The organism is Duganella sp. AC237 (genome assembly GCF_979254035.1).
The window spans coordinates 1,400,274-1,414,378 of record NZ_CEEDEW010000003.1; the positions used below are offsets into that span (position 1 = coordinate 1,400,274).

General features: G+C 63.7%; 13 protein-coding genes. 9 read left to right on the forward strand and 4 right to left on the reverse strand.

Going from position 1 to position 14,105, the window contains the following annotated elements; genetic code table 11:
- Positions 1 to 20: 20 nt before the first annotated feature.
- Genes AC0IYS_RS06690 through AC0IYS_RS06715 form a run of 6 tightly spaced genes read left to right on the forward strand, consistent with a single transcriptional unit; the run spans position 21 to position 7,530 of the window.
- Positions 21 to 1,295 (forward strand): paraquat-inducible protein A, encoded by a 1,275-nt coding sequence (locus AC0IYS_RS06690; protein WP_471704438.1) that lies wholly within the window; start codon positions 21 to 23, stop codon positions 1,293 to 1,295.
- Positions 1,288 to 2,919 (forward strand): PqiB family protein, encoded by a 1,632-nt coding sequence (locus AC0IYS_RS06695; RefSeq protein ID WP_471704439.1) that lies wholly within the window; start codon positions 1,288 to 1,290, stop codon positions 2,917 to 2,919. The genes AC0IYS_RS06690 and AC0IYS_RS06695 overlap by 8 nt, the downstream gene beginning before the upstream one ends.
- Positions 2,916 to 3,551, forward strand: coding sequence for a PqiC family protein (locus tag AC0IYS_RS06700; RefSeq protein ID WP_471704440.1), 636 nt, complete (start codon positions 2,916 to 2,918; stop codon positions 3,549 to 3,551). The genes AC0IYS_RS06695 and AC0IYS_RS06700 overlap by 4 nt, the downstream gene beginning before the upstream one ends.
- 31 nt (positions 3,552 to 3,582) lie before the next feature.
- Positions 3,583 to 4,287, forward strand: a complete 705-nt coding sequence (locus AC0IYS_RS06705) for a histidine phosphatase family protein (protein WP_471704441.1) — start codon at positions 3,583 to 3,585, stop codon at positions 4,285 to 4,287.
- Positions 4,288 to 4,340: 53 nt separating this feature from the next.
- On the forward strand, positions 4,341 to 6,725 hold the full coding sequence (locus tag AC0IYS_RS06710) for a DNA polymerase II (RefSeq protein ID WP_471704442.1): 2,385 nt from the start codon (positions 4,341 to 4,343) through the stop codon (positions 6,723 to 6,725).
- Positions 6,726 to 6,735: 10 nt separating this feature from the next.
- Positions 6,736 to 7,530, forward strand: coding sequence for an isocitrate lyase/PEP mutase family protein (locus AC0IYS_RS06715; protein ID WP_471704443.1), 795 nt, complete (start codon positions 6,736 to 6,738; stop codon positions 7,528 to 7,530).
- Here the strand turns inward: AC0IYS_RS06715 and AC0IYS_RS06720 are convergent.
- Both AC0IYS_RS06720 and AC0IYS_RS06725 read right to left on the reverse strand, forming a co-directional pair.
- Positions 7,527 to 7,946: a DoxX family protein gene (locus tag AC0IYS_RS06720; protein ID WP_471704444.1), complete on the reverse strand. Its 420-nt coding sequence runs from the start codon at positions 7,944 to 7,946 to the stop codon at positions 7,527 to 7,529. The genes AC0IYS_RS06715 and AC0IYS_RS06720 overlap by 4 nt on opposite strands.
- 42 nt (positions 7,947 to 7,988) lie before the next feature.
- Complete coding sequence (locus AC0IYS_RS06725) at positions 7,989 to 8,813, reverse strand: pirin family protein (RefSeq protein WP_471704445.1); 825 nt, start codon at positions 8,811 to 8,813, stop codon at positions 7,989 to 7,991.
- Between the two features lie 118 nt (positions 8,814 to 8,931).
- Here AC0IYS_RS06725 and AC0IYS_RS06730 point away from each other — a divergent pair, with 118 nt between their 5' ends.
- Positions 8,932 to 9,819 carry a LysR family transcriptional regulator gene (locus tag AC0IYS_RS06730; protein ID WP_471704446.1) on the forward strand — a complete coding sequence of 296 codons (888 nt, stop codon included), beginning with the start codon at positions 8,932 to 8,934 and terminating at the stop codon, positions 9,817 to 9,819.
- A 10-nt stretch (positions 9,820 to 9,829) separates the two neighbouring features.
- On the opposite strand, the gene AC0IYS_RS06735 is transcribed toward AC0IYS_RS06730, so the two are convergent.
- A complete protein-coding gene (locus AC0IYS_RS06735) occupies positions 9,830 to 10,567 on the reverse strand; it encodes an SDR family oxidoreductase (RefSeq protein ID WP_471704447.1) in 738 nt (245 codons plus the stop codon).
- A 517-nt stretch (positions 10,568 to 11,084) separates the two neighbouring features.
- Here AC0IYS_RS06735 and AC0IYS_RS06740 point away from each other — a divergent pair.
- Complete coding sequence (locus AC0IYS_RS06740; protein WP_471704448.1) at positions 11,085 to 11,852, forward strand: PEP-CTERM sorting domain-containing protein; 768 nt, start codon at positions 11,085 to 11,087, stop codon at positions 11,850 to 11,852.
- A gap of 167 nt (positions 11,853 to 12,019) precedes the next feature.
- Positions 12,020 to 13,120, forward strand: coding sequence for an NADH:flavin oxidoreductase/NADH oxidase (locus AC0IYS_RS06745; protein WP_471704449.1), 1,101 nt, complete (start codon positions 12,020 to 12,022; stop codon positions 13,118 to 13,120).
- Position 13,121: 1 nt separating this feature from the next.
- Here the strand turns inward: AC0IYS_RS06745 and AC0IYS_RS06750 are convergent, their stop codons facing one another.
- The gene (locus AC0IYS_RS06750) at positions 13,122 to 14,018 is read right to left on the reverse strand and encodes a LysR substrate-binding domain-containing protein (protein ID WP_471704450.1); all 897 of its coding nucleotides are present in this window, start codon (positions 14,016 to 14,018) and stop codon (positions 13,122 to 13,124) included.
- Positions 14,019 to 14,105: the final 87 nt, after the last annotated feature.

Consider the following 14,105-nt stretch of genomic DNA (forward strand, 5'->3'; position numbering starts at 1 on the left):
ATTGTCCATACGGCTAGCCTGTGCTGCGATACGAGTTAATCAGTTGCCATGACTGCGGGGTGCTGCACCAGTACCGCCCCGTGCGGCCGCGCGAAAAGGCGCGCTGCGTGCGCTGCGGCTCCGTTCTCTATCGCGGCATCCATTCGGACCCCAACCGCATGGCCGCCATCACCCTCGGCGCCATCGTTACCTTCCTGATCGCGCAGTTCTTCCCCATCGTCGAACTGCAAATCGGCGGCTATAGCACCAGCGCGACTTTGCTCGGTTCCATCCGCGTGCTTTGGCACGAGCAGATGCAGCTGGTGGCGGCGGTGGTGTTCCTGTTTACGATGCTGCTGCCGGCGGTGGAGCTGGGGGCGCTGTTCTATGTGACGATGGCGCTGCGTGCCGGCCGCCGTCCTCCCGGCTTCGACCATCTGCTGCGCGCCATCGGCGCGGCCCGGCGCTGGGGCATGACCGAGGTGCTGATGATCGGTATCCTGATCACCATCGTCAAGATGACCAGCCTCGCGCAGGTTTTGCTGCAACCGGGCCTGTTCGCCTTTGGCGCGCTGACGTTGATGTTGGCCATCGTGGTCTCCTTCGATCCCAAACACCTGTGGAATATCGGCGAGCATTTGCCGGGTCCCGGCGGCCCGCGCGCGTCGCAACGTCAGTTCCATTACAAGGCGGCGCCCGGCGGCGCCCACCTCGAGGCCTGTCACAGCTGCGGCCTGGTGGCGTCGGTGCCGCGCAAGGCGCGCCATCAGCGCTGCGAGCGTTGCGGCGCGGCGCTGCACCGGCGCCGTCCCGACAGCGTCGGCCGCACGTGGGCTTTTCTGCTGGCGGCCACGATTCTGTACATCCCCGCCATGCTGCTGCCGGTGATGTACACCGACTCGCTGTTCGGCAAAGAAGACGATACCATCATCAGCGGCGTCATGCTGTTCTGGAACAGCGGCTCGCAGGCGCTGGCGATCATCATTTTCATCGCCAGTATCGTGGTGCCGGTGCTGAAATTGGCCGCGCTGTCGCTGCTGGCGCTGACGGCGCAGACCCGCTCGCGCTGGCGTCCGCAGCAACGCACGGTGCTGTACCGGATCGTGGAATTCGTCGGCCGCTGGTCGATGCTCGATATTTTCGTCATCACGCTGACGGTGGCGCTGGTGCGCTTCCAGACGCTGGCGGTGATCACCGCCGGACCCGGCGCGCTGGCGTTTTGCGCGGTGGTGGTGCTGACGATGCTGGCGTCGATGCAGTTCGACCCGCGCCTGATATGGGATGCAACCGATTCAAATGGAGAAAAACATGCCTGAAAACGAAGGCGGCCAGCCGCCGCTGCACGAGCCCCATGTGGAGAAGGCCAGCAGCTGGCTGCCTTCGCTGGTATGGCTGATTCCCTTGCTGGCGGCGTTGATCGGCGCCGGCCTGGTGGTCAAGTCCTTCATCGACCGGGGACCCACCGTGACGGTGAGCTTCCGCAGCGGTGACGGCCTGGAACCCGGCAAGACCAAGGTCAAGTTCAAGGATGTGGACATCGGCCTGGTGAAGTCGATTTCGCTGGCGCCCGATCTGACCAAGGTGCTGGTCACCATCGACATGAGCAAGGAGGCGGCGCGCTTTACCGCCATCGATACCCGTTACTGGGTGGTGCGCCCGCGCATTGGCGCCAGCGGGGTGTCAGGACTCAATACCCTGCTGTCAGGGTCCTACATCGGCGTCGACGCCGGCAAGTCGGAGGAGACCAAGAGCGAATTCACCGGCCTTGAACAGGCGCCGCAAGTGGCGTTCGACGAGAAGGGCAGCTATTTCACGCTGCACGGCGAGACCCTCGGTTCGATCGACGTCGGTTCGCCGATCTTCTATCGCCGCATCCCGGTCGGGCAGGTCGCGGCCTACGATCTGGAGGCGAAGGGGCGCGGCATCAACATGAAGGTGTTCGTCAAGTCGCCCTACGACCAGTACGTCGGCAAGGGCACGCGCTGGTGGCATGCCAGCGGCGTCGACGTGCGGCTCGATTCCAACGGCTTCAAGGTCAACACGCAGTCGCTGGCGGCCTTGCTGGTCGGCGGCATCGCCTTCGAGAGCATGAACGGGCAAAAGCCCGCCGCCGCGGCGCCGACCGGCAGCGAATTCCTGCTGGCGGCCGACCAGGCCAGCGCACTGCGCGAGCCCGATGGCGCGCCGATCACCACGGTGCTGTACTTCGACCAGTCGCTGCGCGGCCTGTCGCAGGGCGCCACGGTGGACTTCCGCGGCATTGTGCTGGGCGAGGTCCGGTCGGTGGGCGTGGAGTTCGATCCGGTCAAGAAGTCGTTCCGCATGCCGGTGACGGTGGATATGTATCCGGCACGCCTGGGGCGCGCCTTCCAGAAAACCGTCGACGAGGATCAGCGCAATAGCGCCGGCTCGCAGGTGCTGGAGCGGATGGTGGCGCGCGGCTTGCGCGGCCAGCTACGCACCGGCAATCTGCTGACCGGCCAGTTGTACGTGGCGCTGGACTTCTTCCCGAACGCCGCGCCGGTCAAGCTGGATATGAGCAAGGAGACGGTGGAATTGCCGACGGTCCCGAACAGCCTGGACGAACTGCAAACGCAGCTCGCCAGCGTCGCGCGCAAGCTCGATAAGGTGCCGTTCGACGAGATCGGCGTCAATCTGCGCGATACGCTGAAGAGCGCCAACGTGCTGCTGAAGCAGCTCGATGCGCAGGTGGTGCCGGAAATGAAGGACACCCTGGGCGCGGCGCGCAAGACCTTCAGCACCGCCGACCAGATATTGCAAAAGGACTCGCCGGTGCAGTCCGATTTGCGCGAGGCCTTGCAGCAGCTGACGCAGACGATGCAATCGCTGAACGCGCTGTCCGATTATCTGGAACGCCATCCGGAATCGTTGTTGCGTGGCAAAGGCAGCAAGCAGGATAAACTGGGAGAGAAGAAATGACGCAGACGATCAATCGATGCACCCGCCTGACTCGGTCGGCCCTGGCGATATCGGCGGCGGCGCTTGCGCTGGCGTTGGCCGGCTGCGCCAGCACGCCGCCCGAGCATTTCTACAGTCTTAGTAACGGCATGGGCGTGGCGCAGAAGGCTGACACGCCGTCCGCCGGCTACTACATCGAAGTGCCGGCGGTGACGGTGCCGCAGCAGGTCGCGCGCAACCAGATGGTGGTCACGACGGGCGCCGGCAGCATCGATCTGCTGGAGTACGAACGCTGGGCGTCGCCTCCGGCCGCGGAGATCGGGCAGGCGCTGTCGCTGGCGATTTCCGGCGAGCTGGGTACCATCGACGTGTTCCGTACGCCCTCGCCGGACGGCACGCCGGTCTACCGCATCAGCACCAACGTGCAGCGCTTCGAATCGGCGCCCGGCAAGTACGCGCTGATCGATGCGGTGTGGAGCGTGCGGCTGGTGGGCGGCACCAAGGTGCTCACCTGCCGCAGCGTCGCCAACGAGGACGTCGGTCCGGGCAACGACGCGCTGGTGGCGGGCCATCGCCGCGCCGTCGTGCGCATCGGCGCCGATATCTCCAAGGCCGTGCGCGCGCTCGCCGCCGGCGGCAACGCGGGCTGCTGACAGCACTCTTGAACTAGGACTCCAAGAATATATGGGACAAATTTACCTGGTGCGCAGCGGACAAGCATCCTTCGGCAGCGCCAATTACGATCAGCTGTCGGACATGGGCTACGAGCAGGCGCGCCTGCTGGGAAAGTGGTTCGCCAAAAGCGCGCAGCCGTTCCACCGTATGATCACCGGCGGCATGGCGCGGCACCACCAGACCGCCGACGCCTGCATGGCGGAGCTCACCAAGCCGCAGGTGGAGGGCGCCGACTGCCTGACCGACGCGGGCTTCGCCGAATTCGATCATCATGAGGTGATGCTGCGGCATTGTCCGGAATTCGCCGATCCCGCCGCCTTCCAGCAATTGCTGTCCCGTTCAGCCGACCCGCAGCGGGCGGCGGAGCAGTTGTTCCGGGGCGCCATGCAACGCTGGATGACGGGGTGGCACGACGACCAATACGTCGAAGCCTGGCCGGATTTCCGCCGCCGCGTGGTGTCCGCGCTGGAGCGGCTCGATACGCCGGACAGCAAGCGTACCACCATCGTTTTTACCTCCAGCGGCGTGATCGCGACGGTGATCCAGCATGTGCTGGGGTTTCAGGATTTTCAGGTGATGGAGATGACGTGGAAGGTGGCCAATTGCGCCGTCACCCGGCTGCTGCACCGTCCGGGCGAATTCGGTCTGAGTTATCTGAACAATTATTCGCACCTTGAGCAACCCGGGCGGCCCGACGCCGTGACGTACCGCTAAATCACGATCGTATCGCCTGATGTTGACTGTATGAGCATACAGTATAATTAAGTATGCCTACCCCCGCAGATCCACCTTCACAGCAAGGATTTATCCTGACCCGCCATTGGCGCGACGCGCCCAATGGGACGGAGATCGAGTTTTGGCTGGCGACCGACGACGGCCCCAGGAAAATCCGCCTGACGATGCAGACCTCGGTGGCCTTCGCCGAGGCGCGGGAGCGCTCGGCCATCGAGGCGCTGCTGGACAAGTCGGATGGCATCGAGCTGCGCGAGCTAAAGCTCAAGACCTTCGAGCAGGAGCCGGTCCTCGGCGTCTACTCGTCCCGCTACAAACAACTGATGGCGCTGGAGCGTACGCTGCGCGACCACGGCATCAAGATGTACGAGGCCGATATCCGCCCGCCCGAGCGCTATCTGATGGAGCGCTTTATCACGGCCGGCGTGCAGGTGGAGGGCGGCCGCGTCGACGGTGCCACCATCCGCGATTGCAAACTTAAACCTGCTCCCGACTACCGCCCCAAGCTCAAGATGGTATCGCTCGATATCGAAACCAGTGCCTACGAGGACCTGTATTCGATCGCGCTCGAAGGCTGCGGCCAGCGCCAGGTGTACATGCTAGGCGCGCCGCCCGCCGAGGCGCCAGCCGGGATAGACTTCGATCTGGAATACTGCGCCACGCCGCGCCAGCTGATCGAAAGGCTCAACGCCTGGATGGCGCGCCACGACCCCGATGTGCTGGTGGGCTGGAACGTGGTGCAGTTCGACCTGCGCGTGCTGCAGAAGAACGCCGACAAGCACAAGATCGCGCTGACCCTGGGCCGCGAGGGCAAGACCATCGAATGGCGCGAGCATCCCGGCAAGCAGGGATACATGTTTGCGCCGGTGGTCGGCCGCGTCGTCCTCGATGGCATCGACGCGCTCAAGGCGGCGTCGTGGATGTTCCCCTCCTTTAGCCTGGAGAACGTGTCGCAGGCGATGCTGGGCGAGGGCAAGGACATCGGCGACGTCTACGACAAGATGGCGGAAATCGAACGCCGCTTCCAGGAAGACAAGCCGGCGCTGGCCCATTACAACCTGAAGGACTGCGAACTGGTCACGCGCATCTTCGACAAAGCCAATCTGCTGGCCTTCATGATCGAGCGCGCGACGGTGACCGGTTTGCAGGCCGATCATCTGGGCGGCTCGATCGCCGCCTTCGGCCACCACTATCTGCCGCGCATGCACCGCGAAGGCTATGTGGCGCCGAGCGTGGGCGATATCTCCGGCGGCGCGTCGCCGGGCGGCTTCGTCATGGATTCCAAACCTGGCCTGTACGACTCGGTGGTGGTGCTGGACTACAAAAGCCTGTACCCGTCGATCATCCGCACCTTCCTGGTCGATCCGGTCGGCCTGATCGAGGGCGAGATCGCCGAAGATCCGGCGTCGATCGTGGAGGGCGTCAACGGCACGGTGTTTTCGCGCGAGAAGCATTGCCTGCCCGAGATCACCACGCAAATCTGGAAGCAGCGCGACGCCGCCAAGCGGGCGAAGAACGAGCCGCTGTCGCAGGCGCTCAAGCTGCTGATGAATTCCTTCTGCGGCGTGCTGGGCGCGACCGAATGCCGTTTCTTCAATCCTCGCCTGGTCTCCTCTGTCACCTTGCGCGGACACCAGATGATGAAACAGACCCGCGAGCTGGTCGAGGCGGAAGGCTACGACGTCATCTACGGCGACACCGATTCGATCTTCATCTGGCTTAAAAAAGAGTACAAGAACGCCGACGCGCTGGACATCGGCCAGCAGCTTGCGAACAAGATCAACGCCTGGTGGCGCAGCATGTTGAAGGATAAGCATGGCCTGGAATGCCATCTCGAGATCGAGTTCGACACGCACTTCCAGAAGTTTTTCATGCCGACGATACGCGGCACGGAAATGGGCAGCAAGAAGCGCTACGCCGGGCTGACGGTCAACGCCAAGGGCGAGGAAGAAGTGATTTATCGCGGACTGGAAGTGGCGCGCAGCGACTGGACGCCGTTGGCGCAGCAGTTCCAGAAAGGGCTGTTCCTGCGCATCTTCAAGGACGAGCCTTATCAGGACTTCGTGCGCGACTACGCGCGCAAGACGGTGTCCGGTGATTTCGACGAGCTGCTGGTGTACCGCAAGCGACTGCGCCACCGGCTGGACGAGTACAAGGTCAACGTGCCCCCGCAGGTGCGCGCCGCGCGCCTGGCCGATGAATACAACCAGTCGCATCGGCGCCCGCTGCGTTATCAGAACGGCGGCTGGATCAGCTACGTGATGACCACCGGCGGACCCGAGCCGCTGGAGGCGATGCGCTCGAATATCGACTACGACCATTATCTGACCAAGCAGTTGCAGCCGATCGCCGATTCGATCCTGCTGCCGATGAAGGACAGTTTTTCCAGCCTGACCACCTTACAAGCCAGTCTTTTTTAACGGAGCGACCATGAACGATTTCAAGAAACTGCACGACGGTAGCCAGCTGCTGCGCCTGCCCAACGCCTGGGATGCTGGCAGTGCGCGCTTGTTCGAGAGCCTCGGCGCGCCGGCCCTCGCCACCACCAGCGCCGGTGTGGCATGGGCCGCCGGTTACGCCGATGGCGACAACATGCCGGCCGACGTGGCCATTGCCGTCGCCATCAACATGGCGCGCGTGCTGACGGTGCCGTTGTCGGTCGACCTGGAAAACGGCTACTCGGATGATGCGAACACCGTGGCGCAAAATGTGATGAAGCTGGTCCATGCCGGTGTGGCGGGCATCAATCTGGAGGATGGCCATGGCGCGCCCGAGGCGCTGGCCGCGAAGATCGTCGCGATCAAGAAGGCGGTTGCGGCATCGGGCAAGGAACTCTTCATCAATACCCGTACCGACGTGTATCTGAAAGGGCTGGCGCCGGAAGGGGAGCGTGTGGCGGAGGTGTTGAAGCGCGCCGCGATCTATAAGGCCGCTGGTGCGGATGGTCTGTTCGTGCCGGGTATCTGCAAGGTCGACGAGATCAAGGCCGTCGTTGCAGGCGCAGGGCTGCCGGTGAATGTGATGGACTGGCCGGGCGTGCCGTCCGCCGACGAATTGCATCAGCTGGGTGTGTGCCGCTTGAGTGCCGGTTCCGGCATACCGCAGGCCTTGTGGGCCGTTGCCGCCGACATGGCGAAGGGTTTTCTGGCCACCGGCACCGCCGGTCCTTTGATGGACAAGGCGATGCCGTATGGTGAGTTGCAGGCTTTATTCATCAAGGCTTAGCGGGTCGCAGGGACCAGCGCCTTCGACCGGTTATCGAAGCTGTACGCGCCGGCGCCGAACGCCACCACTTGCAGCAAACCACCGGCCATCGCGAAGTTTTTCAGCAGATGGATCATTTGATTCTGGTCGCCCACCGCGTTGTGGAAGGCCAGGCCGGTGACGATCGAGAACACCGCCAGCCCCGCCGCCACAAGGCGCGTCTTGACACCCAGGACCAGCAGCAGGCCGCCGCCCAGTTCAACGCCGATGGAGATCGCCAGTGCCAGCGGCGCGAACGGGAGGCCGGTCGAAGCGATGTAACCCATCGTCGCGGCGGGCGCGGCCAGCTTGCCGAAGCCGCTCAGGATAAAGATCGCCGCCAGCAGTACGCGGCCGATGACAGGAATGACGGAGGTGTTTGGATTGATGGTGTTCATGGTATTTCCTTTCGAGGTTTAATTAAGTTTTTACTGCACGGCTTACATCAATTTCGCGGAGCGCAGCTGCGCGCCGATACGTTCAATTTCGTCCTCGCCCTTGGCCAGAGCGGCCTCGCTGGTGTGCACCGAGTAGTAGCCGGTCACCAGGTCATACGGATGCTTCACGGCCGAACCGAGAACGAATTCGGTGGCGCCTTCGGCGACGAAATCAATCGCCTCGTTCCCTTCGGCGAACACCGCGACCTCCTTGCCGATCGTGGTGCGGCCGGTGCGCAGCGCGCCGCTGGCGACCGATGCCCAGGCCACGTCATGGCCGGCGGGCGGCGTGTAGGTCCAGCGCTCGCCATCGGCCAATTTCACATGCAGATAATTGATCGAGGCGCGCGGCCGGATGGCACTGACGGCGCCACCATAGCTGCCGATGATCACGCGCGCCGGACCCACGCTTTGCACCTGCTCGGGCGCCAGGTACTGGCTGTGTGCCGGGCCGTTTTCATCTTCGGACGACAGTGCGAGCCACAGCTGGAAGCCGGTCACGCTGGCGCCGGCCACCGGGCCGCCGTCGTGCCAGACGCCGCCGCCGGCGTTCATCCATTCGACACCGCCGGCCGTCAACTGGCCTTCGCTGCCGGTGGTTTCGCGGTACTGGATGGCGCCGTCCATGACCACCGTGACGGTGGCGATGCCCGAATGCGGGTGCATGCCCATCATGTGGCCGCTCGTCGCTTCCATATGGAACAGGTCGAGGAAGACGAAGGGCTTGATCAGCTGGCCGACATCGCCAGGGCTCACCAGGCGGGTGATGCCGCCGCGGCTGCGGCCGGCGGTGCGGTGAATCAAAGCGCGTTGAATTGACTGGTTCATGGTACGGCTCCCTTGTTTTGTTTGCGGCACATGTCAGTGCATGGGATGAATCATAGATATCGCCGACCCATCTGAGAAGCCTATATAATTAGATGTATAGTATCCAAGGAGTAGATACATGCTGGACGCCATGTCGCTGGACCAGCTGCGGACCTTTATCGCCGCAGCGGAGGAGGGGAGTTTTTCGGCCGCCGGGCGCAAGCTGCGCCGGGCGCAGTCGGTGGTCAGCACCACCCTTGCCAATCTGGAGCAGCAGGTCGGCTTCCCGCTGTTCGAGCGCACCGGCCGCTATCCGCAATTGACGGAGGCGGGCCGGGCGCTGCTGTCGCAGGCGCGGCAGGCGGTCGACAGCATGGACGCCTTCAAGGCGCGGGCGCGGACCCTGGCCGAGGGGCTGGAGCCGGAACTGGTGGTGGCGGTGGATGTGATGTTTCCGATCGAGACTCTGACGGCCGCCGTGCAGGCGTTTCATCAAGCCTTTCCCGGCACGCCGCTGCGGCTGTATGTGGAAGCGTTGGGCGCGGTGCTGCAGCCTCTGCTGGACGGCAACTGCCGGGTGGCGGTCATCGGCAGCTTGCCGGACATCCCGGATGGCTGCGCGTCGGAATTCCTGCTCAGCGTGGCGGCCGTCTGCGTGGTCGCACCCGGCCATCCGCTGGCGGCCACCAAGGGGCCGATACCGCGCGCGGTCGCCGCCGAACAAGTGCAACTGGTGCTGACGGACCGCTCCAGCCTGACGGCGGGACGCAACTTCGGGGTGATGTCGTCCAAGACCTGGCGCCTTGGCGACTTGGGCGCCAAGCACGCCTTCCTGCGGGCGGGACTGGGCTGGGGCTATATGCCGCTGCACATGGTGGAGGAGGAGCTGCGCGACGGCAAGCTGGTCGAGATCCGCCTGGAGGGCCAGCCCGCCGTCGGGGCGGGTTTCTCCATGCACGCGCTGCACATGAAGGAGTTCCCGCCCGGCCCCGCCGGCAGATGGTTCGTCAACCAGCTGAAGATCTAGCAGCCCGGCTTTAGAACATGCTGGCCGTCGGCCGCACGATGATCTCGCTCACGTCGACGTCGGCCGGCTGGTCGATGGCGAACTGGATCGCGCGGGCGATCGCCTCCGGCTTGATCGAGACCTGGCGGAAGGCGCGCATTTCCTCGCGCCCGCCGGCGTCGGAGATCGACTCGGCCAGTTCGGACTCCACCACGCCCGGCGACACCACCGTCACGCGGATGTCGCCGCCCACCTCCTGCCGCAGGCCCTCGGAAATCGCCGCCACCGCGAACTTGGTGGCGCAGTAGACGGCCGCCGTCGGGCTCACCGTGTAGGCGCCGATCGACGCCAGGTTGATGATCTGGCCGCTGCGCTGTTTCTGCATCAGCGGCAGGGTGGCCGCGATGCCGTGCAACACGCCGCGAATGTTCACGTCGATCATGCGGTTCCATTCGTCGACCTTGAGCGCCTCCAGCTTCGACAGCGGCATCACGCCGGCGTTGTTGATGATCACATCGACACGGCCGTGGCGGTCGACGGCGGCGTCGACAAAGCGCTGCATGCTTTCCTGATTGGTCACGTCGAGCGCGCACACGCTGGCCGAGCCGCCCGCCGAGCCGATCTCGACAGCCAACGCCTCCAGGCGATCGGTGCGGCGCGCGCCCAGCACCACGTGCATGCCCTGGGCCGCCAAATGCCTGGCGGTTGCTTCGCCGATGCCGCTGCTGGCACCGGTGATGAGGACGACTTTTTTCGATGGGTTATTCATTTTCTGCTCCTTTTGGTTGAGATGCGATGGAGTCAGTATGCGGAAATAGGCACGTCTCGAACATATCGGATCGTCTCTGGACCTTGCCTGATCCTCCAAATTCACCACGCTGAGCATTGAGCCAGCTTGTAGCGAAATAGAAACATTCTCAAAGATAGTCAGTCATCGACAAAATGTGTCATTTTCAGTTTTTCCAATCGGACAAATTTGCTCGCCGCGGCCAATATTTCCTCATAGCGAAGTTGATACTATTAATCGCTTGTTGAAACTTTTTGTTACAGTTTCTTGATGGAATGTCACTTATGTTCACAGAAACTTGGTTACATTTCCCTTACAAAATAGTTTCGTGCAAGCTTTGACAGTCGAGGTCGTCAACAACAGAATCGACCCCACACCACTTAAGAAAACGTTAATTCTGACGTGATTCAAGCCCGGCGTCCGGCCAACCGTCGGTCACCGGAAAAGTGGGTGTGGTGTTAGCGCTATCTCTCTAACTGTCTGATAAAAAGGAAGACTCATGACTTTGAATAAAGCAATGATGGCATTGACGTTGTCGTTGGCCGGCGGCCTGGCGATGGCCGCCCCAAGCTCCTCGTTCGTCGATTTCTCCAATGGGGCGCAAGGGTGGGAAGGCATGCAGCCGATGGACGGCAACGGCGGTTCCGGCATCAACCCCAACCTGGGGAATGGCGCGCCGGCCTTGCACACCGTGATGGAAAACTTCGGTATCAGCTTCAGTAACAGCACCAACCAGTCCTACCTGGGCGATTACGGCAAACTTGGTAGCGTCACCATCGGCCTCGACGTCATCGCCAACTCGATCCGTTACTTTGGACAGGAAGTGTCGCGCAACATGGTTGTCGAACTGCGCGACTACGGCAACACCTCGCAGGGCATGCCTTACACCAGCGTTTGGTACGACCTGGGCGCCATCGACTACACCAAGGGCTGGCAGCACCTTTCTGTAACTATCGGTGATACGACGTCGACTGCTCTGCCGACCGGCTGGGGTGGTTACGGCTCCTCCGACGATGCCGCCGGTCCGGGCCTACCGCCGGGCCGCAGCTTCGCCGACGTGCTGTCCAGCGTCGACGAGCTGGTCTTCACCACCTACGTTCCCGGCTATATGTACGGTTTCACGGATTATGACGTCGCGGTCGACAACATCTCCGTCAGCGCCGTGCCGGAGCCATCGACCTACGCAATGATGTTCGGCGGTCTGGGCATGGTCGGCTGGATGAAGCGCCGCAAGTCGCGCGCGGCCTCGTCGGCGAAAGCGGCTTAAACGCCGGGGTTTAAAACATTGAATCGGAGAGTGGGGCCCCGCTTTCCGATTGCACGATTCTACAAGATGCTTCCCTTCCAAGGCCGGCGTTCGGGAAGTCGGCCGGTTGAAGATGAAATTTTCAGTCATGACATAATCGAGGGATCTCCACTACCGAAGGGCACGGCGTGAGCAAACTCTTTTCTCCTATCAAGATCGGGCCGCTGGAGCTGGCCAACCGCATCGTCATTGCGCCGATGTGCCAGTATTCGGCCGAGCAGGGCAGCGCCACCGACTGGCATCTGATTCATTTGGGCAATCTGGCGCTGTCCGGCGCCGGCCTGCTGATCCTCGAAGCGACCGCCGTCTCGGCCGAGGCGCGCATTTCGCCGGCCGATCTGGGCTTGTATTCCGACGATAACGAGCAGGCGCTGGCCCGCGTGCTCCAGGCGGTCCGCAAGCACTCGGACATGCCGGTCGGCATGCAGCTCGGGCATGCCGGACGCAAGGCGTCCTGCGCCGCGCCGTGGGACGGCGGCGGGCAAGTGACGGCGGACGCGGGCGGATGGACCACCGAGGCGCCCTCCGCGGTGCCGTACGCGGCCACGGACCGTCCACCCGTGGCGCTGGACGACGCCGGCCTGGCGCGCGTGCGCGAAGCGTTCGCGCAGACCGCGCGCCGCGCCGCCCGCCTGGGCCTGGACATGGTCGAGGTGCACGCCGCCCACGGCTATCTGCTGCACCAGTTCCTGTCGCCGCTGTCGAATCAGCGCACCGACCAATATGGCGGCTCGCTGGAGAACCGCATGCGCTTCCCGCTGGAGGTGTTCGACGCCGTGCGCGCCGCCTTCCCGGCCGATAAGCCGGTCGGCGTGCGCATCTCCGCCACCGACTGGGTCGAGGGCGGATGGGATGTCGAGCAAAGCGTGGCCTTTTCCAAGGCGCTGGTGGCGCGCGGCAGCGCCTATGTGCACGTGTCGAGCGGCGGCTTGTCGGCGCAGCAGAAAATCGACGTGGGGCCGGGCTACCAGCTGCCGTTCGCGCAGGAGATCAAGCGCCACGTCGAGGTGCCGGTCATCGGCGTCGGCATGATCACCACGCCGGAACAGGCCGAGACGGCGATCCGCGACGGCAGCGCCGATCTGGTGGCGCTGGCGCGCGGCATCCTGTACGACCCGCGCTGGCCGTGGCACGCGGCCGCTACGCTTGGCGCGCAGGTCAAGGCGCCCAAGCAGTATTGGCGTTCGCAGCCCTCGGCGTACAAAAACCTGTTCGCTACAGGGAAGTGATCTACTCGAAGCCGCCGCCCAAGGCGCGCTTCAGGTAGTCGACGAAGGACTTGATGCGCGACGACAGGGCGGTATTGCGGTAGTAGACCGCGTTGATCGGTTGGCGGACCTCGAAGGTCTGCTGCGCCAACACCTGCTTGAACCGCTTGGTTTTTCGGTCCTCGCGCGTCATGAAGTCGGACAGGCAGACGATGCCCGCGCCCTCGAGCGCCAGCTGCCGCAAGGTCTCGCCGCTCGACGAGCGGATGGTTGGCTGGATGTGGAGCTGCTGTCCGTTGTGGTCCAGCAGCGGCCAGTCGTTCAGCGACTCGGGCTGGTTGAACCCCAGCAGCGCATGGCGCGCCAGGTCGGACGCCTTCCTCGGCGTGCCATGCGCCGCCAGATAGTCCGGCGTGGCCAGCACCCGTATCCTGCTGCTGCCGATCGGCGTCGCATGCAAGGTCGAGTCCTTGAGCGCGCCGATGCGGATGGCGACATCCGTGCGCCGCTCCAGCAGATCGATGATGCCTTCGTTGCTGTTGAATTCCAATTCCACCTGCGGATAGCGCTCGCGGTAGCCGCGCACCAGCGGCACCACCACGTGCAGCATGAACGGCGACGCCGCATCCACGCGCAGCAGCCCGGCCGGCGTATCGCGCCGCACCGACATCTGCTCCTCGGTCGCCTCCACCGACGCTACGATCTCGCGCACCCGGTCCAGGTAGGCCGACCCCTCCTCGGTCAGCTCCATGCGCCGCGTGGTCCGCCGCAGCAAGGTGGTTTGGAGCTTTTCCTCCAGCCTGCCGAGCGTGCGGCTGGCGGCGGAGGTGGTCTGGCCCAACTGCTCCGCGGCGCCCGTGATCGACCCGTTGTCCACCACGGCCAGGAACAGCTGCATTTCATCGAGGGTCGTTTTCATATTTTACATATTATCAAATATCTTTCCCGGATTAGCGGCTTTTTCGAGGAGAATAAAGCGCGCACACTCGGGTCTTCGATTTATCAC

What these genes read in the sequence shown, in the direction of transcription:
- AC0IYS_RS06695 (WP_471704439.1), top strand. Translation starts at nt 1,288, where the DNA reads ATGCCTGAAAACGAAGGCGGCCAGCCGCCGCTGCACGAGCCCCATGTG.
- AC0IYS_RS06700 (WP_471704440.1), top strand. Translation starts at nt 2,916, where the DNA reads ATGACGCAGACGATCAATCGATGCACCCGCCTGACTCGGTCGGCCCTG.
- AC0IYS_RS06705 (WP_471704441.1), top strand. Translation starts at nt 3,583, where the DNA reads ATGGGACAAATTTACCTGGTGCGCAGCGGACAAGCATCCTTCGGCAGC.
- AC0IYS_RS06710 (WP_471704442.1), top strand. Translation starts at nt 4,341, where the DNA reads ATGCCTACCCCCGCAGATCCACCTTCACAGCAAGGATTTATCCTGACC.
- AC0IYS_RS06715 (WP_471704443.1), top strand. Translation starts at nt 6,736, where the DNA reads ATGAACGATTTCAAGAAACTGCACGACGGTAGCCAGCTGCTGCGCCTG.
- AC0IYS_RS06720 (WP_471704444.1), bottom strand. Translation starts at nt 7,946, where the DNA reads ATGAACACCATCAATCCAAACACCTCCGTCATTCCTGTCATCGGCCGC.
- AC0IYS_RS06725 (WP_471704445.1), bottom strand. Translation starts at nt 8,813, where the DNA reads ATGAACCAGTCAATTCAACGCGCTTTGATTCACCGCACCGCCGGCCGC.
- AC0IYS_RS06730 (WP_471704446.1), top strand. Translation starts at nt 8,932, where the DNA reads ATGCTGGACGCCATGTCGCTGGACCAGCTGCGGACCTTTATCGCCGCA.
- AC0IYS_RS06735 (WP_471704447.1), bottom strand. Translation starts at nt 10,567, where the DNA reads ATGAATAACCCATCGAAAAAAGTCGTCCTCATCACCGGTGCCAGCAGC.
- AC0IYS_RS06740 (WP_471704448.1), top strand. Translation starts at nt 11,085, where the DNA reads ATGACTTTGAATAAAGCAATGATGGCATTGACGTTGTCGTTGGCCGGC.
- AC0IYS_RS06750 (WP_471704450.1), bottom strand. Translation starts at nt 14,018, where the DNA reads ATGAAAACGACCCTCGATGAAATGCAGCTGTTCCTGGCCGTGGTGGAC.